This is a genomic window from Clostridium sp. AF02-29 (genome assembly GCF_934835585.1).
Classification (GTDB): Bacteria; Bacillota; Clostridia; order Lachnospirales; family Lachnospiraceae; genus Otoolea; species Otoolea fessa.
Genome location: NZ_CAKVZK010000029.1, coordinates 1 through 23,921 on the forward strand (window position 1 = coordinate 1; position 23,921 = coordinate 23,921).

Annotated in this window: 16 protein-coding genes, 2 tRNA genes and 1 other RNA gene; 17 read left to right on the plus strand and 2 right to left on the minus strand. The window is 50.0% G+C overall.

All coding sequences use genetic code 11. The features are described 5' to 3' along the window. Nucleotides 1–218: 218 nt before the first annotated feature. The 12 genes from PUQ60_RS08285 to PUQ60_RS08340 all read left to right on the plus strand — a co-directional run bounded on the left by PUQ60_RS08285 (nucleotide 219) and on the right by PUQ60_RS08340 (nucleotide 13,864). Nucleotides 219–302, plus strand: a tRNA-Leu gene (locus tag PUQ60_RS08285). Between the two features lie 4 nt (nucleotides 303–306). After that, nucleotides 307–390 (plus strand) — tRNA-Leu (locus PUQ60_RS08290). A 99-nt stretch (nucleotides 391–489) separates the two neighbouring features. Next, nucleotides 490–2,247 (plus strand): S8 family peptidase, encoded by a 1,758-nt coding sequence (locus PUQ60_RS08295; protein ID WP_273381255.1) that lies wholly within the window; start codon nucleotides 490–492, stop codon nucleotides 2,245–2,247. Between the two features lie 258 nt (nucleotides 2,248–2,505). Next, entirely contained in the window at nucleotides 2,506–4,188 is a 1,683-nt protein-coding gene (locus PUQ60_RS08300; RefSeq protein ID WP_022359691.1) for a carbon starvation protein A, read from the plus strand. Nucleotides 4,189–4,512: 324 nt separating this feature from the next. Next, the gene (locus PUQ60_RS08305) at nucleotides 4,513–5,520 is read left to right on the plus strand and encodes a deoxyguanosinetriphosphate triphosphohydrolase (protein WP_117795145.1); all 1,008 of its coding nucleotides are present in this window, start codon (nucleotides 4,513–4,515) and stop codon (nucleotides 5,518–5,520) included. A gap of 10 nt (nucleotides 5,521–5,530) precedes the next feature. Further along, the gene (dnaG, locus tag PUQ60_RS08310; protein WP_273381258.1) at nucleotides 5,531–7,363 is read left to right on the plus strand and encodes a DNA primase; all 1,833 of its coding nucleotides are present in this window, start codon (nucleotides 5,531–5,533) and stop codon (nucleotides 7,361–7,363) included. Nucleotides 7,364–7,566: 203 nt separating this feature from the next. Further along, nucleotides 7,567–8,682 carry an RNA polymerase sigma factor RpoD gene (gene rpoD / locus PUQ60_RS08315; protein ID WP_022359694.1) on the plus strand — a complete coding sequence of 372 codons (1,116 nt, stop codon included), beginning with the start codon at nucleotides 7,567–7,569 and terminating at the stop codon, nucleotides 8,680–8,682. Between the two features lie 43 nt (nucleotides 8,683–8,725). Then, nucleotides 8,726–9,493, plus strand: a complete 768-nt coding sequence (locus PUQ60_RS08320) for a class I SAM-dependent methyltransferase (RefSeq protein WP_273381442.1) — start codon at nucleotides 8,726–8,728, stop codon at nucleotides 9,491–9,493. Next, the gene (locus PUQ60_RS08325; protein WP_118749388.1) at nucleotides 9,480–10,280 is read left to right on the plus strand and encodes a Nif3-like dinuclear metal center hexameric protein; all 801 of its coding nucleotides are present in this window, start codon (nucleotides 9,480–9,482) and stop codon (nucleotides 10,278–10,280) included. Before PUQ60_RS08320 ends, PUQ60_RS08325 begins: the two co-directional genes overlap by 14 nt. Before the next feature lie 12 nt (nucleotides 10,281–10,292). Further along, nucleotides 10,293–11,945 (plus strand): nucleoside kinase, encoded by a 1,653-nt coding sequence (locus PUQ60_RS08330; RefSeq protein WP_118523583.1) that lies wholly within the window; start codon nucleotides 10,293–10,295, stop codon nucleotides 11,943–11,945. Between the two features lie 44 nt (nucleotides 11,946–11,989). Further along, nucleotides 11,990–12,337, plus strand: an RNA gene (gene rnpB / locus PUQ60_RS08335) — RNase P RNA component class A. A gap of 99 nt (nucleotides 12,338–12,436) precedes the next feature. Further along, nucleotides 12,437–13,864 (plus strand): alanine/glycine:cation symporter family protein, encoded by a 1,428-nt coding sequence (locus PUQ60_RS08340; protein ID WP_118749390.1) that lies wholly within the window; start codon nucleotides 12,437–12,439, stop codon nucleotides 13,862–13,864. 136 nt (nucleotides 13,865–14,000) lie between these two features. Here PUQ60_RS08340 and PUQ60_RS08345 read toward each other — a convergent pair whose 3' ends face one another. Beyond that, a complete protein-coding gene (locus PUQ60_RS08345; RefSeq protein ID WP_022359701.1) occupies nucleotides 14,001–14,426 on the minus strand; it encodes an aspartate carbamoyltransferase regulatory subunit in 426 nt (141 codons plus the stop codon). Beyond that, nucleotides 14,420–15,343, minus strand: coding sequence for an aspartate carbamoyltransferase (gene pyrB / locus PUQ60_RS08350; RefSeq protein ID WP_107001544.1), 924 nt, complete (start codon nucleotides 15,341–15,343; stop codon nucleotides 14,420–14,422). The genes PUQ60_RS08345 and pyrB overlap by 7 nt, the downstream gene beginning before the upstream one ends. A 419-nt stretch (nucleotides 15,344–15,762) precedes the next feature. On the opposite strand from pyrB, the gene PUQ60_RS08355 reads away from it, so the two are divergent. The 5 genes from PUQ60_RS08355 to PUQ60_RS08375 all read left to right on the plus strand — a co-directional run bounded on the left by PUQ60_RS08355 (nucleotide 15,763) and on the right by PUQ60_RS08375 (nucleotide 23,896). Next, complete coding sequence (locus tag PUQ60_RS08355) at nucleotides 15,763–16,530, plus strand: ABC transporter ATP-binding protein (protein ID WP_118653210.1); 768 nt, start codon at nucleotides 15,763–15,765, stop codon at nucleotides 16,528–16,530. Between the two features lie 155 nt (nucleotides 16,531–16,685). Further along, nucleotides 16,686–18,674 (plus strand): CARDB domain-containing protein, encoded by a 1,989-nt coding sequence (locus tag PUQ60_RS08360; protein ID WP_273380321.1) that lies wholly within the window; start codon nucleotides 16,686–16,688, stop codon nucleotides 18,672–18,674. A 2-nt stretch (nucleotides 18,675–18,676) separates the two neighbouring features. Continuing rightward, the gene (locus PUQ60_RS08365) at nucleotides 18,677–20,038 is read left to right on the plus strand and encodes an ABC transporter permease (RefSeq protein ID WP_273380319.1); all 1,362 of its coding nucleotides are present in this window, start codon (nucleotides 18,677–18,679) and stop codon (nucleotides 20,036–20,038) included. A 129-nt stretch (nucleotides 20,039–20,167) separates the two neighbouring features. Next, on the plus strand, nucleotides 20,168–20,677 hold the full coding sequence (locus tag PUQ60_RS08370; RefSeq protein WP_022359524.1) for an SEC-C metal-binding domain-containing protein: 510 nt from the start codon (nucleotides 20,168–20,170) through the stop codon (nucleotides 20,675–20,677). Nucleotides 20,678–20,818: 141 nt separating this feature from the next. Further along, nucleotides 20,819–23,896 carry an insulinase family protein gene (locus tag PUQ60_RS08375; protein WP_273401005.1) on the plus strand — a complete coding sequence of 1,026 codons (3,078 nt, stop codon included), beginning with the start codon at nucleotides 20,819–20,821 and terminating at the stop codon, nucleotides 23,894–23,896. Nucleotides 23,897–23,921 lie beyond the last annotated feature (25 nt).

Consider the following 23,921-nt stretch of genomic DNA (forward strand, 5'->3'; position numbering starts at 1 on the left):
TTCAGGTCCGTGTGATGGCAACATCATGAGGGTTCAAGTCCCTTCTTCTGCATGACTGATAGCCCGGTACAGAGATGTGCCGGGTTTTTGCTATACTCTGATTCAATAAATTCAGGTATAAATTTGCGGAAAACAGGCTTGCAATTTAAATGAAATTGTGCTATACTACTCTTTGTCGGTGAGAAAATCATCGGACAGAGAAAATTGAAAAACAGTAAGCGGGAGTGCTGGAATTGGCAGACAGGCAAGACTAAGGATCTTGTGGGTGTATGCTCGTGTGGGTTCAAGTCCCATCTCCCGCAGTGAGCAGAAGTGGCGGAATTGGCAGACGCGCACGGTTCAGGTCCGTGTGATGGCAACATCATGAGGGTTCAAGTCCCTTCTTCTGCATGATCGATAGCCCGGTACAGAGATGTACCGGGTTTTGTTTTGTTAAAAAAATAGATAGAATATGATGCTGGGATTTGCCATATAAGCATAAACTGTAAAATGAGTGAATTAGTGAATGGCAAGAGCCAGAAAAAAGAAAACCTTTTAAACTTATCTTTGGATGCGACAGAAGCGGAACGGGAAAAGTCCCCGGCACTTCAGATGGGATACGACCAGAATACGAAACGCTGGGAACTAATCATTCAATATAATGGAACTGTGGAAAAGTTGCAGGAACAGCTGCCGCAGGCGGAGATTTATCCACTTTCCGGCGGCTACGCGATTGTGCGGCTTCCTGAATCGCAGGTGGATGATCTGGCAGGATTATCACAGGTTGAGTATATAGAAAAGCCGAAGCGTCTTTATTTTGAGGTGAACCGGGCGATTCGTGATACCTGTATTGCGCCGGTGCAGAGCGGAAATCAAGTCTCTCAAAACGTGTATGGCAGAGATGCTGATTTAAGTGGTCGCGGCACATTGACTGCCATCATCGACTCCGGAATCGATTATTTCCATCCGGACTTTCGAAACGCAGATGGAACGACGCGCATTGCCGCACTCTGGGATCAGGAGCAGAACCGGATTTATACGCGGGAGGAGCTCAACCGGGCATTGGAGGCGGGCAGCCGGGAACGCGCTTACGAGATCGTCCAGTCGCGGGATGTGAGCGGGCACGGGACGGCAGTTGCGGCGATTGCAGCCGGAAATGGCTGGGAGGGCGGCGGACACTACCGGGGAGTAGCCTGGGAGAGTGAACTTCTGGTCGTGAAGCTTGGAACGCCGCTTGCGGATTCATTTCCCAGGACAACAGAGCTGATGCGGGCGTTGGACTATGTGGTGGGAATCGCACAGGAATGGCGGATGCCGGTGGCGGTGAATCTGAGCTTTGGAAATACATACGGTTCGCATGACGGAACCAGCCTGCTGGAGACGTATCTAAATTCGATGGCAGAGCGGGGGCGGACTTCCATCATCGTGGGAACCGGAAATGAAGGATACAGCATGGGACACCGGGCGGGATTTCTGCAGATGGGACGTGCGGTGGAGATAGAGCTTGCAGTGGGGGAATATCAGACGGGCTTCGGTGTGCAGCTATGGAAATTGTATCAGGACCGGTTTTCAGTAGAAATTTTCAGCCCGGGCGGCAGCAGCACCGGGGTGATCCGGGAATCATTGGGAGCACAGCGGCTTTCCTATGAGACGGAAGAGATTCTTCTATATTATGGGATGCCGAGTCCATACAGTCAGGCGCAGGAGATTTATCTGGATTTGATTCCAAAAGGAAGCTACATTCAGGACGGGCTCTGGAAAATCCGTCTGATTCCAGAAGAAATACGGGATGGTCAGTATGATCTGTGGCTGCCAGCGGGCATGGCACTGAACAGAGAAACACGTTTTTTGACGGCATCGCCGGACACGACGCTGACAATCCCATCGACCGCCAGCCGGGCGATCTCGGTGGGGGCGTACGATGACGCCACGCAGGCGTATGCAGATTTTTCCGGTCGTGGATTTGCAAGATTGGGGCATCCGATCAAACCAGAGCTGGCGGCACCTGGTGTAAATATCATCACCGCCCGCGCAGGCGGCGGATATGAGGCGGTGACAGGAACTTCCTTTGCTGCTCCATTTGTGACCGGATCGGCGGCTCTGATGATGCAATGGGGGATTGTAAATGGGAACGATCCCTATCTGTATGGGGAGAAACTGAAAGCATATCTCATCCGCGGGGCGCGGAGTCTGCCGGGGGAGACGGTATATCCGAATGAGCGGGTGGGGTATGGGGCATTGTGTCTGGAGCGAAGTTTCCCGTTGTAAAAACAATAGGAAGTGCAAGGTGCACAAAAAACAATAAATGAAATTGTAAATTATATTTAAAGCGTTAATTGAATTTTCTGCTCAAAAGAGTATAATTTATATGGTATAAAATGCAATGAGTATGGCAATAAAAGAACGGGAATACAGAGAGTTACTGGATGGAGCAGGAAAACTGTTTGGATAGAAAATCCGCCTTTGTTATCCGACTGGATAGCAGAGGCGTTTTTTTATAAATAAACAAAGGAAAGAGGTTTAACTATGAGTGGAGTAATGATGATGATAATCGCCATCGTTGTTCTGGGAGGAGCATACCTCCTGTACGGGCGTTATCTCCAGAATAAGTGGGGCATCGATCCAAATGCCAAAACTCCGGCATATGAGATGGAGGACGGTGTCGATTATGTACCGGCTGATACAAACGTTGTGTTTGGTCATCAGTTCGCGTCGATCGCCGGTGCGGGTCCGATCAATGGTCCGATCCAGGCGGCAATTTTTGGCTGGCTTCCGGTCCTGCTTTGGATTTTAATCGGCGGCGTATTTTTCGGCGCCGTTCAGGATTTTGCATCCATGTATGCGTCTGTCAAAAATAAGGGTCGTACAATCGGATACATCATCGAAGAGTACATTGGAAAATTAGGAAAGAAATTATTTCTTTTATTCTGCTGGCTGTTCTGTATTCTGGTTGTCGCAGCGTTTGCAGACGTTGTAGCGGGAACATTTAAGGGATTTACGGTCGATGAGGCAGGTGCTGTCACAAAGATAGCGGCAAATGGAGCCGTTGCAACTACTTCTATGTTATTTATCATCGAGGCAGTTGCACTTGGATATTTCCTCAAATATACCAAATTCAACAAATGGATCAACACAGCCGTCGCTATCTTATTACTGGTGGCAGCGATCGCGCTGGGACTGAATTTCCCGGTCTATGTCGATCTTGGAACCTGGCATATTATTATCTTTGTGTACATTCTGATTGCCAGTGTCGCTCCGGTATGGGCGCTGCTTCAGCCGCGTGATTATCTGAACAGCTATCTGCTGATCTTTATGATCGTCGGTGCAGTTATCGGTGTATTTGTGGCCAATCCGGCATGTAATTTGAAACCGTTTACAAGCTTTAATGTAAATGGACAGTATATGTTCCCGATTTTATTTGTAACGATTGCTTGTGGCGCAGTTTCCGGTTTCCATTCTCTGGTATCTTCCGGTACTGCATCTAAACAGATCAAAAATGAAAAGAACATGCTTCCAGTTTCGTTTGGCGCAATGCTGATGGAGAGTATGCTTGCTATCATCGCACTGATTGCAGTTGCTTCCTTTGCAGATGGCGAGGCAGCAGCACAGGGACTTACCACCCAGCCGCAGATTTTTGCAGGCGCGATCGCAAACTTTCTTTCCGTAGTTGGTCTGCCGCATTCGCTTGTATTTACATTAATCAACCTGGCGGTATCTGCATTTGCACTGACTTCCCTGGATTCGGTTGCCCGAGTAGGACGTCTGTCGTTCCAGGAATTTTTCATGGATTCGGACACAGACGAGGAAAATATGAGCCCGTTTGTAAAAGTAGTAACCAATAAATATTTTGCAACCATCATCACACTGGTACTCGCATACCTGCTTACCAAGGTCGGCTATGCAGAGATCTGGCCGTTATTCGGTTCTGCAAACCAGCTGTTATCGGTACTTGCTCTTGTAGCTTGTGCAGTATTCTTAAAGAAAACCAAGCGTCAGGGCTGGATGCTCTGGGTGCCGATGCTGTTCATGATGGCAGTTACCTTTACTGCACTGAGCATGACCATCATAAAGCTCACAAACGCATTTATGACGACCGGTCTGGATCTGGGAAATACACTGCAGCTTGTATTTGCAGTGCTGCTGTTAATCCTGGGTGTATTAGTAGCAATTCAGGGTATCAAGAAACTGCTTGAAAAAGCGGATAAGTAAAAATAATAAGTGAAAATAAAATGTAGATGAGGTCCATCAGGGACAGCCGTTACGTTTTGTATGTATGATAGTAAAGAGAGGATGTCTGTATTCAAAAGAACAGATGTCTTCTCTTTTTCATTCTAAGCCCCTTTGTTCAATAGATGGAAATAAGTAGTCATAATTCCCCTTCTTTCCACATAAAATAAAAAAAGAAAATAGAAAAAGATCAAAAATCCATGGAAAACCTCTGTCCCAAATTACAAAAATATGATATTATTATAAGATAATGGGCGAACTTTCGAATTTATTCCGTAAATTATTCTGAATAAAGGTGGGATCTGGATGAATATCAGAGAAACGATCGAAAAATGGGAACAGGAAACCCTGAGTCCGTATGCGTCGCTGAGTGCGAATACACGGGGCCGGGAGCGGAAAGAACCGCTCTGCGACATCCGGCCAGAGTATCAGCGCGATCGCGACCGTATTCTGCACAGCAAATCGTTCCGGCGTCTGAAACAGAAAACGCAGGTTTTTCTGGCGCCGGAGGGCGACCATTACCGGACGCGCCTGACGCACACGCTGGAAGTATCGCAGATAGCGCGCACGATCGCAAAAGCGCTGCGGCTGAATGAGTCTCTGGCGGAGGCGATCGCGCTGGGGCACGATCTGGGACATACGCCGTTTGGTCATTCGGGGGAGGCGGTGCTCAACCGGCTCTGCAGCGAGGGGTTCGCGCATTATCAGCAGAGTGTCCGTATTGTGGAGGTGCTGGAGCAGAAGGGGCAGGGGCTGAACCTGACCTGGGAGGTTCGCAACGGGATCCTGAACCACCGGACGAGCGGTCATCCGGCGACGCTGGAAGGGAATGTTGTGCGGCTTTCAGATAAAATTGCCTACATAAACCATGATATAGATGATGCGATCCGGGGAAAGATCATGAAGGAAGAGGATTTGCCGCGGGAGTACACGGACATTCTGGGGAACAGTGTGCATGAGCGGCTGAATATCATGATCCACGACATCATCGAGCACAGCCAGGACAAGCCGGAGGTGGCGATGTCACCGGAACGCGAGGAGGCGATGCACGGGCTGCGCCGCTGGATGTTTGACCATGTCTACCATGACGGGATTGCGAAAGCGGAGGAAGGGCGCGCACAGCAGATGATAGAGATGCTGTATGGATATTATATGGCGCATCCGGAGGAACTTCCGGAAGAATCCCACCGGATTATGGAGATAAGAAATGAGACGAAAGAGCGCGCGGTATGCGATTATATCGCGGGTATGACAGATATTTACGCGATTGACCGGTTTAAGGAATTGTTTATTCCGAAAGCCTGGAGCGTATAAGGAGGAAGAAATGTATTATCCGGAAGAGGTAATCGAGGAAGTCAGAATGCGTAGCGACATTGTGGATGTGATTTCCGGATACGTGAAGCTGCAGAAGAAGGGAAGCAACCTGTTTGGACTCTGCCCGTTTCATCATGAGAAATCGCCATCCTTTTCGGTGTCACCGTCCAAGCAGATGTACCACTGCTTTGGCTGCGGTGTCAGCGGCAATGTGATTACGTTTGTGATGGAATATGAAAATTATTCATTCCGCGAGGCGGTTGAGATGCTGGCGGACCGTTCAGGCGTGAAACTGCCGAAGATGGAATATTCTAAAGAGGCAAAGGCGAAGGCGGACCGCAAGGCGGCGCTTCTGGAGATCAATAAGCTGGCAGCCAATTATTTTTATTACCAGCTCAAGCAGCCGCAGGGAAAGATAGGATATGATTATCTGGTAAAGCGGAAGCTGACGGATGAGACGATCCGGCGGTTCGGACTGGGATTTTCCAATAAAATCAGCGACGATCTGTACCGGTATCTGAAAAGCAAGGGCTATGAGGACGAGCTTTTAAAGGATACGGGGCTGGTGACGATCGAGGAGCGCGGCGCCAGGGACAAGTTCTGGAATCGTGTCATGTTTCCGATCATGGATGTCAACAGCCGGGTGATCGGGTTTGGCGGACGTGTCCTCGGGGATGGGGAACCGAAATACTTAAACTCACCGGAGACGATGCTGTTTGACAAAAGCCGGAATCTATACGGACTTAATTACGCGCGTACTTCGAGAAAGAAATATATGATGCTCTGCGAGGGCTACATGGATGTGATTTCCATGCACCAGGCGGGGTATACGAACGCGGTCGCATCGCTGGGAACGGCGCTGACCGAGCAGCATGCGGCGCTTCTGAAGCGGTATACGGATCAGGTCATTCTGACCTACGACAGCGATGGCGCGGGCGTCAAAGCGGCGCTGCGGGCGATTCCGATCCTCAAGCGGGCAGGAATTTCAACCAAGGTATTGAATATGCGTCCGTATAAGGATCCAGATGAATTTATGAAAAATCTGGGAGCAGAGGAGTTTGAAAAGCGGATCGAGACGGCTAGAAACAGCTTTCTCTATGAGATCGATGTGCTGAAAGCCGGCTTTGATATGGAAGATCCGGAGCAGAAGACGGCATTTTACAATCAGACGGCGCGCAAGCTGCTTGAATTTGGCGAGGCGCTGGAGCGGGATAATTATATACAGGCGGTTTCGCGGGAATACTTTATCAATTATGAAGATCTGCGGCGGCTGGTCAACCAGCTCGGAAGCCGGTATGGCGTCGGGGAGGTAGGCGGAAGCGTCGGCAGTACCGGGGCAGTGGCGGAAAACCGCGGTGCTGGAAATGCAGAGTTTCCGGGAAATGCGGGACCGGCGGTGAGACCGGTGGGCAGGAAGAAGGAGAAGGACGAGGGCATCCGCCGTTCAGAACGCCTGCTTCTTACATGGCTGATTGAAGAACCATCGCTGTATGCCCGGATCAAGGACATCATCGGACCGGAGGATTTTGTAAAACCACTTTATAAAGAAGCGGCAAAAGCTGTATTTGAGGGTCTGGAAGCTGGAAATGTCAATCCGGCGGCGATTTTGAACCGCTTTATCGACGACGAGGGCAATTATAAAGAAGTCGCGGCGCTTTTCAATGCAAGTCTGGAAGAATCCTTAAACAATGAGGAGCAGAAAAAGGCATTTGCGGAGACGGTGCGCCGGATCAAGAAGAACAGCCTCGACGATCAGATCCGGCGGGCGTCGGATTTGAATGAGCTGCAGCGGCTCATACGGGAACAGGCGGGATTGTCTTCGCTCGTAATTACGTTGGAGTGATTGCGGATTGGGAAAATTGGGTTACTGTACACGGGTAGGCACTTTTGGAACCGAAAGTGCCGTAAGAAAACGTGGTGGCAGCAGGAATTTGCCGTATTGAAATGCGAAGCCACGGCAAATTCCGTTACTGGACACGTATGCGTGTTCAGTAACAAAATTGGAAATGGTCGGGCAGGTTCTGAGGATGGAAGGAAGGACGAACTATGGAAGAAAAAAAAGTTACATTTGAAGAAAAACTCACACAGCTTCTGGAATTGGCAAAAACAAAGAAAAATGTACTGGACAATAAAGAAATATTGAATTATTTCCATGGTGAGATACTGAGCCCGGAACAGCTCGATCAGATCTATGATTTTCTGGAAAATCATCATGTAGACGTTCTCCGGATGGATGACGATGAGGACATGGAGCCAGAACTTTTTGAAGACGGCGAGGAGGAGGAGCCGATCGACGTGGACAACCTGGATCTCAGCATCCCGGATGGCGTCAGCCTCGATGATCCAGTCCGGATGTATCTGAAAGAGATCGGAAAAGTGCCGCTGCTTTCCCCGGAAGAGGAGATTGAACTGGCGAAGCGGATGGAGCTGGGAGATGAAAATGCCAGAAAACGTCTGGCGGAGGCGAATCTGCGCCTGGTTGTCAGCATTGCGAAGCGCTATGTCGGCAGAGGTATGCAGTTCCTTGACCTGATTCAGGAAGGAAATCTGGGTCTTATCAAGGCGGTTGAAAAATATGATTATTCAAAAGGATTTAAGTTCAGCACCTATGCAACCTGGTGGATCCGTCAGGCGATCACGCGCGCGATCGCGGATCAGGCGCGGACGATCCGGATTCCGGTTCACATGGTGGAGACGATCAACCGTCTGATCCGGACTTCCAGACAGCTTTTACAGGAACTTGGACGGGAACCTACCCCGGAGGAGATCGCGGAAAAGATGGAGATGCCGGTTGAGCGTGTGCGGGAGATCATGAAGATTTCACAGGATCCGGTTTCCCTGGAGACACCGATCGGCGAGGAGGAAGACAGTCATCTGGGCGATTTCATTCAGGACGATCATGTGCAGGTTCCGGTCGATGCGGCAACCTATACATTGCTGCATGAACAGCTCATGGAAGTGCTCGATACGCTGACCGAGCGGGAGCAGAAGGTACTGCGTCTGCGCTTTGGCCTGGACGACGGCAGACCGCGCACGCTCGAAGAGGTAGGACGGCAGTTCAATGTCACCCGCGAGCGGATCCGCCAGATCGAAGCGAAAGCGCTGCGGAAGCTGCGCCATCCGAGCCGGAGCAAAAAATTGAAGGATTATCTGGATGAATGATCTGGAAAGAAGAAATAAAAAGTAGAACACAGGAGAATAAATCATGCGGACAGAAGTAAAACTCTCGAAGCGTCTGGAACGGATCGCTTCTTTTGTACAGCCGGGCAGCCGGGTAGCAGATATCGGCACCGATCACGGTTATGTGCCGATCTGGCTGGTGCAGAAGGGCGTGTGCCCGTCGGCATTGGCGATGGATGTGCGGAAAGGCCCACTGGAGCGGGCGGAAGAACACGTGGAAGAGGTGGGGCTTTCCGGGAAAATTGAACTGCGCCTGTCAGACGGACTGGCAAAATTGAAGGCAGGCGAGGCAGACACAGTTGTGATCGCCGGAATGGGCGGAAAACTGACCTGCCGGATTCTGGAACAGGGACGCCATGTGTGGGAGAATTGGAGCGAGGGAAAAGAACGCCTGATTCTGTCGCCGCAGTCGGAGCAGGACGAAGTACGTTATTTTCTGGAAGAACAGGGATTTTCGATTCTCCGGGAAGCGATGCTGACGGACGAGGGAAAATATTACATAGTGATAGAAGCGGCGCGAGGCACGATGCGGCCGGGGAGAGAGCAGGATTACCGTTTTGGAGCCGATTTGATCCGGAAGAAAGATCCGGTGCTGCTTGCGTATCTGGAGAAAGAAGAGAAGATGACGCGGCAGGTGCTGGCAGGGCTGACAGAAAATGATGCCCAGAACAAGAAGGAAACTTTAGAAGCCAGTGAAGCGGGAGAGACGGCGATCAGCCGCCGAGCAGCGCGCATCAACGAACTGACCGCCTATCTGGCGCTGATAGAGGAGACGAGACATGAAATGCAGTGAGATTATCAAGATCCTGGAAACACTTTCGCCGCGCAGCATGGCATGTGACTGGGACAATCCGGGGCTTTTAGCGGGGCGCAGCGGGAAGGAAGTGAAGACGATCTTTCTGGCGGTGGACGCCACAGATTCTGTGATTGAGCAGGCAGAGCAGGCGGGGGCGGATATGATTTTGACGCACCATCCGCTTATTTTCAAAGGAATCAAGCAGGTGTCCGATCAGAATTTCATCGGCAGAAGAGTCCTGCGGATGATTCAGGATGATATTTCCTACTATGCGATGCACACGAATTTCGACGCAGCGCCGGGCTGCATGGCAGATCTGGCGGCAAAGAAGCTGGGACTGACGGATTGTGAAGTTTTAGAGAAAATGGGAGAGACCGGAGACGGCACTTCCTACGGAATCGGATGCACTGGACGATTCGAACAGCCGATGACGTTGCGGGCAGCTGCCGAGCAGGTCAAGGAGGCATTTGGCCTGCCGTATGCGGCGGTCTTCGGTGAGCTGGACGGTGAGGCAGTGATTCAGAAAGCGGCGGTCTGCCCGGGCGCAGGAGGAAGCACGATGGGAGAGGCACTGGCAGCCGGGGCGCAGGTTTATATCACAGGAGATATCAGCCACCATGAAGGAATCGACGCGGTTGCACAGGGCATGGCGGTCATTGACGCCGGACATTATGGAATTGAACACATTTTTACAGAATTTATGGAGAAATATCTGATGAGGAAGCTGGGTGATGCCGTGAAGGTTGTGCGGGAGAAACCGGCGTTTCCAATCCAGATTGTTTAGGGAGGGGATTACATGCCGGAGGTACGGATTGGGAGTGAGATAAAAACATATCCGCAGGGAACCGCCTACGCGGAGATTGCGGAGGAATATCAGAAGAATTACGAGAATGATATTCTTCTGGTCTCGGTAAATGGACGGTTGCGGGAGCTGCATAAAACACTGCAGAAGGACTGCCAGATGGAATTTATCACAGCGGCAGATACGGCTGGCTATCTGGCATATCAGAGAAGTGCCGTCTTTCTGATGATGAAAGCCTTTCAGGATGTGGCAGGCAGGGAAAATGTGAAAAATATCACGGTCTGCTTTTCTGTTGAAAATGGTCTGTATGTGGAGGTGGAAGGCGGGGTAACACTCAGCCAGGAGCTGTTAGACCGTGTGAAAGCGGAGATGAAGCGCCTGTCTGAGCAGGATCTGCCGCTGCAGAAACGGAGTGAAAATACGGATGAGGCGATGGATCATTTCCAGGAGCAGGGCATGTATGACAAGGCGCGTTTGTTCAATTACCGGAGGGCGTCGCGGGTCAATGTTTACCGGCTCGGCGATTATGACGACTATTTCTACGGATATATGGTCATGAGCACCCGGTATCTCAAATATTTTGATTTACAGATGTACGAGGAAGGATTTATCCTGCGTCTGCCGAACAAGAAGCAGCCGAAGGCGATTCAGCCGTTCCATCCGCAGAAAAAATTGTTTGATGTCCAGCAGGAGGCGGAAAAGCTCGGTCACAAGCTCGGTGTGTTTGACGTGGGAACACTCAACGATACGATCGCGCGGGGGCGCATGAACGACCTGATCCTGATGCAGGAGGCGCTGCAGGAAAAGAAGATCGGAGATATTGCGGAGCAGATTTATGAGAGCGGACGCAAACTGATCATGATTGCAGGACCGTCCTCTTCGGGAAAAACGACCTTTTCACACCGTCTGTCGATTCAGCTCGGCGCGCTGGGAATGAAACCGCATCCGATCGCGGTGGACAATTATTTTGTCAACCGTGTGGACAGCCCGCGGGATGAAAATGGAAATTACGATTATGAGGCATTAAACTGCATCGATGTGAAACAGTTTAATGAAGATATGGAAGAACTTCTGGCGGGAAAACGCGTGGAACTGCCGGTTTACAACTTTGTCAAGGGCGAGCGCGAATATAAGGGCGATTTCTTGCAGCTTGGGGCGGAGGATATTCTGGTCATTGAGGGAATCCACTGCCTGAATGATGATTTGTCGTATTCACTGCCGCGTGATAAGAAATTTAAGATCTATATCAGTGCGCTGACCCAGTTAAATATCGACGATCACAACCGAGTTCCGACGACGGACGGACGTCTAATCCGGCGGATGGTCCGTGATGCGAGAACGCGCGGTGCGTCGGCACAGGACACGATCCGGATGTGGGATTCCGTACGCCGGGGCGAGGAGCGGAATATTTTCCCGTATCAGGAAGAGGCGGATGCGATGTTCAACTCTGCGTTTTTATATGAGCTTTCGGTGCTCAAACAGTATGCGGAGCCGATCTTATATAGTGTTCCGCGTGATTCGGCGGAGTACAACGAGGCGAAGCGGCTGCTCAAATTTCTCGATTATTTTCTGGGTGTCAGCAGCGAACAGGTGCCGCACAATTCGATTGTGCGCGAATTTATCGGTGGAAGCTGTTTTAAAGTATGATTGACTGGACAAATGCCTGAAAATATGGTAAAGTTAGAATGTTTTGAGTAAGACAGATGGTCGCGGCTGCAGAACCGAAAGGCTGCAGGTGAGGAAAGTCCGGGCTTCACAGGGCAGGATGCCAGATAACGTCTGGTGGAGGCGACTCCAAGGATAGTGCAACAGAAATGTACCGCCCGGTTTACCGGGTAAGGGTGGAAGGGCAGTGTAAGAGACTACCGCCCGGCTGGTAACAGCCGGGGCACATGTAAACCCCATCCGAAGCAAGACCGAACAGAGAGCGCAAGGCGGCCCGTCTGCTCTCGGGTAGGTCGCTTGAGCCTGCTGGCGACAGCAGGACTAGATAGATGACCATTCAACGACATAACCCGGCTTACCGTTTTGCTCAAATCATTTAAGGGGGCTGTTGCCGAATGCAGATACCAGAGGGCGTCTTTATTCGGCAGCGGCTCTTTTTTCTATTTACATACAAATGAAAAGGGGGAAACTTTATGTTAGAAGGATTTGCATCACTCGTTGGTGTGATCAGCAACGTCATGTACAGTTATCTGCTGATTATCATGCTGCTGGCGGTCGGACTGTATTTCACACTCCGAAGCCGTTTCGTACAGCTCCGTCTGCTTCCGGAATCAATCCGGGTAGTCGGAGAGAAGACGGACAGCAACTCCGTATCCGCATTTCAGGCGTTGATGGTATCGACGGCGAGCCGTGTAGGCACAGGCAATATCGTAGGTGTAGCCAATGCGATCGCGATTGGCGGTTACGGCGCGGTGTTCTGGATGTGGTTGATTGCGATTGTGGGCGGCGCATCGGCATTTATCGAGAGCACACTGGCGCAGATTTATAAGAAGCGCGACGCGTCCGGCGGAAGCTATGGCGGTCCGTCTTACTATATCGAGGCGGCGCTGAAGAACCGTGCGCTGGGTGTTATCTTCGCGATTGCCCTGATTGCTACTTATGCTGGCGGTTTCAATATGCTGGCGTCCTTTAACCTGATTGACAGTATGTCGAATTACGGTTTTTACCATCAGTTTATGATGGGGGACAAGAGCCTGGTTCCGATGATCGGCGGCGCCATTCTGGCGATTCTGGTCGGCATCTGTATCATGGGCGGCGGAAAACAGATTGTCCGCATTACCGGTGTGCTGGTTCCGTTTATGGGCGTTTTCTACATCCTGATGGCAGTTGCGGTCATGTTCTTAAACATCGGAAGACTACCGGAAGTGTTTGTCAATATTTTCTCCAATGCCTTTGATTTCAAGGCGATCTTCGGCGGATTCGCAGGTTCTGCCATGATGCAGGGAATCAAGAGGGGTCTGTATTCCAACGAGGCGGGTGTTGGTTCTGCACCGAACGCGGCGGCAGCAGCTAATGTCAGCCATCCGGTTAAGCAGGGACTGGTACAGATGCTTTCCGTCTTTATCGATACAATCCTCATCTGTACGGCAACAGCGATGATGTGCCTCTGCACCGGTATCGTTCCGTCCGAAGAACTGAAAGGCGCTCCGTTCGTACAGGAATCTTTGGGAACGGTATTTGGCGTGATTGGACCGTATTTCATTACATTTGCACTTCTTTTATTTGCATTTACGACACTGCTCGGCAACCTGTTCTACTGTGAGGGATGTCTCAACTACATCGCACGCCGTACGCTGAAAAACAAAGAAATGAACGTGTTCCGCCTGTTTGCGGTGGTAGTTGTCTTCATCGGCGCACAGCTCCAGTTCGGTCTGGTATGGGATCTCGCGGATGTCCTCATGGGTATCATGGCGATCATCAACCTGCCGGTTATCGTGATTCTGGGAAATACAGCGCTCAAATGTCTGGACGATTACCAGGCGCAGAAAAAGGAAGGCAAGAATCCGTGCTTCAAGGCTGAGAGTATCGGGCTGGAAGGTAAGACAGAGTTCTGGAATTAAGATGTTCAAGGGTAGGCACTTTTGGAATCTATAATCTGGAAAATAATAAAAAGCCATGAAATCGCTTATGATCTGTAAATCTACAGAAAAGTCGTTCATGGCTTTTTTGATATTCATTTGATATATTCAGAAGAATCTACAGCGAATACTTCTCATCGCAGTACTGGCAGCGGTATACCTCTTTTTCCTCATCCGCGAGATAGAAGATATGCGGAAGCTCCTGCTCGATCGAGGTAATGCAGCGCGGGTTCTTGCAGTGGATGACATTTGTGATTTTTTTCGGCATCTTGACATCTTTTTTCTCTACGATTTTTCCATCCTTGATGATGTTGATCGTGATACGGTGATCGATGTAGCCGAGCACATCAACATTTACCAGATCAAGGCTGCCGTCGATCTTGATGATGTCCTTGCGTCCCATCTTGCTGCTGCGCGCATTTTTGATGATAGCCACCTGGCAGTCCAGCTTGTCCAGCCCCAGTTTAAAGTAAATATCCATACTGCGTCCTGCCTGGATGTGGTCCAGAACAAAACCTTCTTTTAATCCGCTGATATTTAACATGGTTTTTCCACCTCCAGTAAAGTCATGATCAGAGCCATACGGACGTATACGCCGTACTGAACCTGTTTGAAGTAAGCGGCACGCGGGTCGTTGTCCACCTCAACGGAAATCTCATTGACACGCGGAAGCGGATGGAGCACAAACATATCATCACGGGCAAGCTCCATCTTCTTTTTGTCGAGAATGTAGCAGTCCTTCATACGGATGTAATCTTCCTCGTTGAAGAAACGCTCTCTCTGGACACGTGTCATGTAGAGAATATCAAGCTCCGGCATCGCCTCATCCAGGTTTTCAACCTCTTTGTACTCGATTCCCTTTGCATTCAGTGTATCCTCAATGATATAATCCGGGACGCGCAGTTCCGGCGGGGAAATGAGGACGAAACGGATGCCTGTGTAGCGGGACAGCGCATTGATTAAGGAGTGAACCGTGCGTCCGAATTTCAAATCGCCGCACAGACCGACTGTTAAATTGTTCAGGCGTCCTTTTAAAGAACGGATCGTCATCAGATCGGTCAAGGTCTGCGTCGGATGCTGGTGACCGCCGTCGCCGGCATTGATAACCGGGATGGAAGAGTGCAGGGAAGCAACCATCGGCGCACCTTCCTTCGGGTGGCGCATCGCGCAGATATCTGCGAAGCAGGAGATAACGCGGATGGTATCTGCCACACTCTCGCCCTTGGAAGCAGAGCTTGAATCGGCAGAAGCAAAGCCAAGAACCCGTCCCCCTAAGTTCAGCATAGCAGCCTCAAAACTTAAGCGTGTACGGGTGCTTGGCTCATAAAACAGAGTCGCGATTTTCTTTCCGTCGCAGACGTGTGCATATTTGGCTGGATTGGCTTCGATATCGGAAGCGAGATCCAGAAGCTGGTCGATCTCCTCAACGGAAAAATCCAGTGGATTCAGCAAATGTCTCATTTGATTCTCCTTCTCTATTCGTATTAGCATATTTTTCCCAACTATTATAAAACATTTCCAGATGGATTGCTATAGCTTTTAATGATCTGTGATATAAAAAATATGAATAGGGGGGATAGAAAATATGGACAATGTGATGACGGCTGGAAGATTACCTGCGATGAAATAGGAAATAAAAATGACTTTCCAGGGCAAAATGGATTAGCGTAAGGAACGGTCAGACAGGGAGAAAAATCTGGTAAGAAAAGCGTAAGGAACATTAAGAAAAATAAGGTAGGAGAATTGAAACAAATCCGGTATAATGTAGAAAGAAGAACTGAAATTGCAATGGTTGAAACTTGTATAAATCCAGGTTGTCAGGAATGGATTTCGATGGAATATTCAGGAGCATGAAATAAGTTAGAAAATGGAGAAGGCTGATGGAAGAGCGGAAAGTGCCGGGGAAGAATGAACTTCGGAAACGGGAACCTGTCATACAGGTAAAAAATCTATATAAAGTCTACCGCGTCGGCGAGACGAAGGTATACGCGCTGAACGGCGTTGATTTTACGATGTACCGTGGCGAATTCTGTGCGATTGTAGGTACCTCCGGTTCGGGTAAATCTACCTTATTGAATATGCTGGCGGGGCTGGAGAAGCCGACGAAGGGCGAGATTGTCATAGCCGGACAGCACATAGAAAAATTAAACGAGAACCAACTGGTGGCATTCCGCCGGGAGCGGGTCGGATTTATCTTCCAGTCATATAACCTGCTCGGTACGATGAATGCGGTTGAAAATGTAGCGCTTCCGCTGTCCTTCCGCGGTGTGCCGCGCGGCAGGCGCCGGGAGATGGCGGAAAAATATCTGAAAATGGTCGGACTGGAAAAAGTCGGCGATCATATGCCGAACCAGATGTCCGGCGGGCAGCAGCAGCGTGTCGGCATTGCACGGGCGCTGGTGGTACATCCAGAGATCATTTTTGCAGACGAGCCGACTGGAAATCTGGATTCGCACACGACGATGGATGTGCTGAAACTGATGCAGCGGATCGTCCGGGAACAGAACCAGACGCTGGTTATGGTCACGCATGATAACCATCTGGCGGCGTATGCGGACCGGATCTTCCATATTATCGATGGGAAGATTGTGAAGATAGAGGAGAATCGGCAAATGGGCAAGGAAGATGGAAAAATAGAGGAAATTTAAGAGAGCGAAAGACGGAGCAGATATGAAATAGACAGATAAAAATAGAGTGTTGGCTGTGTCAGGAATTTAGAAGGCTAAAACACAGGAATGCTGACGATAGAATGAGAAATTGATAAAAGCAGCATTTAATGTGAGCGGATATGGAGGTATGAAAAATGAGAGGTATGAGAAAGTGGAAGAGATGGGCGGTGTTTTTGCTGCTTTTTGTGGTGCTGGCGGTGGGAGGAAGCCGGACAGCGCAGGCGGAAATGCTGAACATGACGGATTTTCAGGACAATAATGGAACGATCACGGTCACGAAAGTTCCGCGCGGCAAGGCGGGCAATAAGATTTCGATCAAAATGACGATTCATAATACAGCAGAAAAAGGCGACAACAGCTTCAAGACAATCCGTCTTGCGAATGCGTATGAATATGAGCGATTCATGACAGATTCCTTTGGTGAATCAGATGACGAAGGTGACAGCGGAGATCTGTACTGGTATGACAAATCCTTTCCGTTTGAGGCGGATTCCAACACGTTTAAAAATAAGGCGATCGACATTAAGCCGGGTTCCTCCAAGAGTGTGACTCTGACGTATAAACTGCGCCGGGATCTGTCAGCTGGATATTATCAGGCTTTTTTCTTTATTGATGATAGTTTAAAAGTCGGCGTCAATCTGTGGGTATCCGCCTACGACGGTTCCTCCACCGAGGAAGACGACAACACGAAGCTGGATTACGATTTTTCCATCGGTGATAACCAGCAGACGCCGTATGCGGGGTACAATCAGATCATGGATTTTGGCGTGAACCTGACCAATACGGGACTTAAAAAGGTTTACGATGTCCGCGTGGATATGCAGCTTGACGCAGATATTACGAAATTCCCGTTTGATATCAATGAGGGCAACTATAACCGTAAAATGGGGGATATGGAATCAGGGCAGATGGTGACGGTTCCGTACAGCATGATGGTGCGCGAGGACGTAAAATCAGGCTTCTTCCCGATTCACTATCTGGTTACATACCGCGAAGAAGAGGGCGGAGAATTTTCGGAGCCGGTGGACAAGGTGTTTTACGTGCGCGTCAAGGGAAAAGATGACGATGAGCTGTCGGCGGATGCGGGCGAGCAGGATCGAACCAAGGCGCGTATCATCGTGGACAGCTTCGAGACGATCCCGGCAGAGATCTATGCCGGACAGCCGTTTGAACTGCGTGTGCGGATGAAGAATGCGTCTTCGGATGTGGCAGCTTCCAATATTATGTTTACATTTGCTTCGGAAGAAGTTGAAAATACGCCGATCTTTACATCCGAGAGCGGTTCCACCTCCGTAGTTGTCAATAACATGGCGCCGGGGGCGACGGCGGATCTCTCGATGGTGTTCAAGGCGGCGCCGACGGCGGAGCAGAAATCATACCGCATGACGATTCAGGAGCAGTACGACAGCCCGGAATTTAAAAATGCCAAGGAAGAAGTCAAAATTGCCCTCCCGGTCAAACAGGAGCCGCGGCTGAACACCAGCACGATCGATGTGATGCCGGATGCGATCGAGGTTGGTTCTGAGACGAATGTCATGTTTGGCATCAACAACACCGGAAAAGTAATTCTTTACAATGTTATGGCGCGTTTTGAGGCAGATTCTATCCAACCATCTGACGCTTACGTGGGAAATATCAAGCCGGGCGAAACCGGCAATGTCGATACGATGCTGACCGCGATTGCGCCGACAACCGATGATGGAAAAGTGAAGATTATCATTTCCTATGAGGATGAAAATGGAGTCGTTTCAGAGACCGAAAAAGAAATGCTTCTGAACGTGAGTGAGGCGTTTTCGGATGACGGGATGGACGGCATGGATGGAATGGACAACGGCATGGATGCAGATGCCGATGCGGCGCAAGCGGGCGGCGCTGGGCGGATCGCTCCGATGCTTGTGATCGCTGCGCTGGTGGGCGCAGGTGTCGGTGTAGTTGTCTGGAAGAGGAAAAAGAAGAAAATAGCAGAAGAAAAGGCGCTTGAAGACGAATTAGAAGAGGAACTGGACAATGAGCTGGGCGAGCCGGAAATGACGACAGCAGATGTATCGGAAGACGAAACAAAGGACGTTGAAAAAGAACAAAACGATCATCTGAAAAGAAAGAAAAATAGAAAGGACCGGTGAAAATGAGATTCAGTGATCTGCTGACGATGAGCGTCAACAACCTGTTTCGCAGAAAGCTCCGTACCTTTCTGACGGTTCTGGGAGTCGTGATTGGTACGGCATCGATCGTTGTCATGGTTTCCATCGGAATAGGACTGAAAGAATTTACCATCAAACAGTATTCTTCCTATGGAAGCCTGACCGCGATTCAGGTGTATAATTATGACAATGGAAATTCCAGCGATAAAAAAAATCCAGAGGACAGCTTCATGACGGATGAGACGATGAAGACATTTGAGAAGATTCCGCATGTGACAAGTGCTTATCCGGATCTGAACCTGAATGTGATTATGCGTCAGGGTGTCTACGAGGGAAATGTGCAGCTGCATGGGATCCCATTGGGAGCAATGAAGAATATCAAGCTGGGAGAAGGAAGTCTGCCGACTGTCGAAACGAAGGATATGGAGATGGTGGTCGGAAACATGGTCGCGCAGAATTTCAGCAATGCTAAGACGGGAAAAGGCTATTGGGACACCGGAGAGATGCCGGATATCGATTTTATCAATAAGCCGATGTTCACGATCTTTGACACGGATGCCTACTATCAGTCTAAGGGCAATTCCGGCGGTGATGACGGAAGCCAGAAGGTGGCGGCTCCGAAGAAATATATGCTGAAAACCGCCGGTCTGGTCGCAGGCGGACCGGATGAGTGGAGTGATTATAGCTACGGCGTCTACGTTGATCTGGATAAGCTCAAGACACAGCTAAAACAGGTGTTCAAGAAAAAGCCGATTCCGGGTCAGCCGACCAATAAAAAAGGAAAACCGTACAATTATTTTGTATATGAGGAAGCAACGGTCAATGTGGACGATATGGATCATGTAATAGAGGTACAGAAAGCCATCAGCAACATGGGCTATGAGGCAAACAGCCAGATGGAATGGCTGGAACAGTCCAAACAGCAGTCCAACATGATCCAGGCAGCCCTCGGCGGCATCGGCGCTGTTTCCCTGCTGGTAGCTGCGATCGGCATTGCCAACACGATGATGATGTCCATCTATGAGCGGACGAAGGAGATTGGCGTGCTGAAAGTGTTAGGATGTTCCCTTGCAACCATCCGAAATATGTTTCTGATTGAGGCAGGTTTTATCGGTTTCATGGGAGGACTCATCGGACTGACGCTGAGTTTTATGGTTTCCGTGCTGATTAACCAGTTTCTGGCAGCGACTTTTTTATATGGAATGGATGGAAAGCTGTCCGTGATCCCGATCTGGCTGGCAGTTCCGTCGGTAGGATTTGCCATCATCATCGGCATGGCAGCCGGATTCTTCCCGGCGATGCGCGCAATGAAGCTGAGTCCGTTGGCGGCGATACGGAATGAGTGATACTTTTGCTTATGCGATAAAATAGGCAGATGCCAGTTTTCCTCCTTGCAAATCCCCCCAACTTGTTATATACTTAAATATACTATGTTATTATAGTAATGAAAGAACGAAAAAAGGAAGGAATTACCGATGACACTGTTAGAAAATTGGCGCAATCTGGCATATGGTGACGGGCTGGATGATAAAAAGAAAGAGGAACTCTGGTCTGGATATTTTACGATTGAGAAAGGCATTTACGAGCAGATTCTTGCAAACCCGACTGAGGTTGTAGAAGGTACCGTTAAGGAACTGGCTGAGAAGTATGATACCGAAGTTATGATCATGACCGGTTTCCTGGATGGAATCAATGAGAGCTTAAAGGGCTATGAGAACCCGATCGAGACCATGGATGAGGATACCAAGGTTAAGATTGAGATCGACCCGGAGAAGTTATATTACAACATGGTAGAGGCAAAGGCTACCTGGCTGTATGAGCTTCCGCAGTGGGATGCAATCCTGACTGAGGAGAGAAGAACAGAGCTGTACCGCGAGCAGAAGGCATCTGGCACAGTCCGCAATACACATAAGATTTATCCGAACGATCCGTGTCCATGCGGAAGCGGTAAGAAATATAAGAAGTGCTGCGGAAAGAATAAATAATAGATTTATGAATCAGAAGCACATCCGGAACACAGAGTGAACCGGATGTGCTTTTTTCTATGGAAATATAGGACGTGCTTTTGTATAATAGATATAGAGAAAAGACAGCAGACGAATGATGGCAGGAGGCATGATAAAAGAATGGCAGGTACAAAGCAGTGGAGGGCGGCAGATGGGAGACTGCAGCCGGGATTTCAGACAGCAGGTTTTACATTGAAACAGGTGGGAAAACTGCAGGCGCTGGGAGCGCAGACACTGTATTTTGAACATGAGAAAAGCGGGGCGTCCCTGTTTTATATCAGAAATAAAGATACAAACCGGGGATTCTCGATTTCCTATCGGACACCGCATCTGGATGAGACGGACACGAATCATGTGTTTGAGCATTCGGTACTTGCTTCCTCTGATAAATATCCGAGTAAGGATATTTTTTTTGATCTTTGCAGCAAGACATACCACACATTTGTAAATGCATTTACCTATATACCATTTACGGCATATCCGGTGTGCAGCCAGAGCGAGGAACAGCTGCTTAAGATGGCAGATGTGTATTTAAGCTGCATGAAAGCGCCGGGAATCCGGCGGGAACGCCGCTTTTTTGACCGTGAAGCGGTCCGCTATGAGCTGCGCGACCGCGAAAGCCCGATTACGCTGGCAGGAACGGTGTACAGCGAGGATTTCGGCATGCTGAATGATACAGATAATGAGGCACTGCGGAATGTTTTGCGGGCGCTGTATCCGGGGGAGACGGCGGCAAATGCGAATGGACAGGCGCACCGTTTTTATAAGGATCTGACGTATGAACATACGATGGAGATGTATGATCGATTTTATCGGTTCGATAATGCTCTGATTTTGTTGTATGGGGATCTGGACTGGAAACGGTTTCTGGCATTCCTGGATAAAGAGTATCTGTGTGATGCAAAGAAAAGCTATGGAAAAGAAGACGGATGGAGTTTCCAGTCAGGCAGCGGGCGACAGGAAAAACAGGAAATGCAGAATATAGGGATGAGTGCGTTTTACAGCCCCGAGCCAGATGGTTTGGAAAATGGGGGAGAATCATTCTTCCGTCAGGCAACCGTTCCCAGTCCTGCTTACCGGGGAGACGCATCGGAGAATGCGGCGGTGGTATCGTATGCGATGGATCTGAGCGGCATTTCATGGGAAAAGCTGATCCAGTACAGCATCATTGCGGGAATGATGAATGTGGATGGATCGGTTTTCAGGGAAAAGCTGCGGACGGCGGGCATCCATTGTGATGCGAGCGCATCGGTGATGATGGAGGCGGAAAAGCCATTTTTTGTTTTCGAAATGACAGACAGCAGTCCGAAGGATGCAGAACGGTTCCGGCAGGTGTCAGATGAGACATTGTGCGAGATGCAGGAGCGCGGGATCGACCCGTCAGTGGTGGAGACGGCGCTCAAGGCACGGGCGATACATGATTATACGGCAGGCGAAGATACGGATGTATTTGCGGATTCGATCGTGCCGGAAGTCAGCCTGAAATGGGCACTGACGGGCGATGCGGATGTGTATGCGGATGAGGCGGCAGCCTATGATTCTCTGGATGCAGGGACGGCACAGGCGGAGATTCGCCGGTTTGCGGCAGAGCTTGGCGCGGCGAAGCGACGGGTTCTTGTCACGACGGTTCCGACGCCGGGGATGGCAGAGGCGATGGAGCAGGAGCGCGACGCGTATCTGGCGCAGATGAAGGCGGAGATGAGCGAGGCAGAGCTGGATGCGCTGATTGCGAAGACCCTGGATTTTGATGCGTGGAATGCGTCGGAGTGTTCAAATGCGGATTTTATGATCCGGGTCGATGAGCTTCCGCCGCCGGAAGAGACGCCGGAATATCAGATATATGAGATAAATGGGATTTCGGTCTATGAATCGCCGTCGGATCTGGAAGCGATCAGCTATAACCGTTTATACCTGGATTTGAGCGGCGTGCCGGAAGAGGACCGTTTTTACATTCCTTTATATACAATGTTTGTTTCAGAGCTTGAAAATGCCCGGTATGGCAGAATGGAAAAGGAAAATCAGATTGAGCGCTATCTGCATGATTTTTCCATGAATGAGGGACATCCGGAGGTTCGGGCGGGACGAAACAGCCATCCGACGCTGGCGGTCAGCTGGTATGGGATGGCGGAGGATTATGAAGAGAGCCTGTATGTCCTGTTGGAACTCTTATCACATCCGCTCTGGAGAGATAAGAATGCGGTTCTTCAGGCACTGGATGAGACGATTCCGTCCTGTGATGAGTCGCGCAGTGATGCGTATTCGCTGGCGGTGCGTCTGGCGGCATCTGGCTATAGCATCAATACGCGGTATCAGGAATATGTCGGCGGACAGGCGTTTTATGAGTTTTTGAAAAAACTGCGCGGGCGCCTGGAACAGGAGGATACAGCGATCTTCCAGCTGGCAGAGAAGATGGAGGAGGTGCGCGACCGCATCCTGCATGGAACAGCGGTGACGATCCTTCATGTTGCACCGAGGGAAAATCTGGAATGGATGCGGAACTGTGCGGGGCGGATTCTGGGAAATCTGCGGGGAGAACAGATGCCAGACCATGAGAATAAAACGGAAAACAGAGGGGAAAATGCTGGGTATACCTTCCCGGTTCCGGCTCGCAGGGAGGCGGTAATTGTGGAGAGCTCCAGCCAGTATACCGTCTTTTCGGCAGAGCTGAGCGCTGTAGATGGATTTTCCGGGCGGATTCTTCCGTATGTAAATGCGCTGGATGACCGGTATTTTGTGCCGCAGCTCCGTTTTCAAGGCGGCGCCTACAGCGCGTCGTTTGCATTTACGCCGACGATGGACCGGATCGTGGCGAGTACATACCGGGATCCGAAGGTCAGTGAGACGATCGAGGCGATCCGGGCGGCAGCGGGTGTATTGGAAAAACTGCAGCTTTCGGAGGCAGATCGGAATGGCTATATTTTAAGCAGTTACGGCAATGCGACGGCGCCGTGCGGATGCCTGGGACGGCGGATGGCAGCGATGCAGTATGCGTACAATGGCCTGGATATTGTACAGATCCGTCGTTGGACAGAGGAGATCCGTGAGACGACCGCAGAGGATCAGAAAGAGGCGGCGCGGATCATCCGGCGGCTTCTGGAAGAAGCGTGGATTGTGACGACTGGAAATCAGACGGCGATCGAGATGGATCGGGACTGCTTTGACCGGATCCGGGATTTCCGCAGTAAAATGGCTGAATAACCAGATCCATATTTATAGGGAGGTA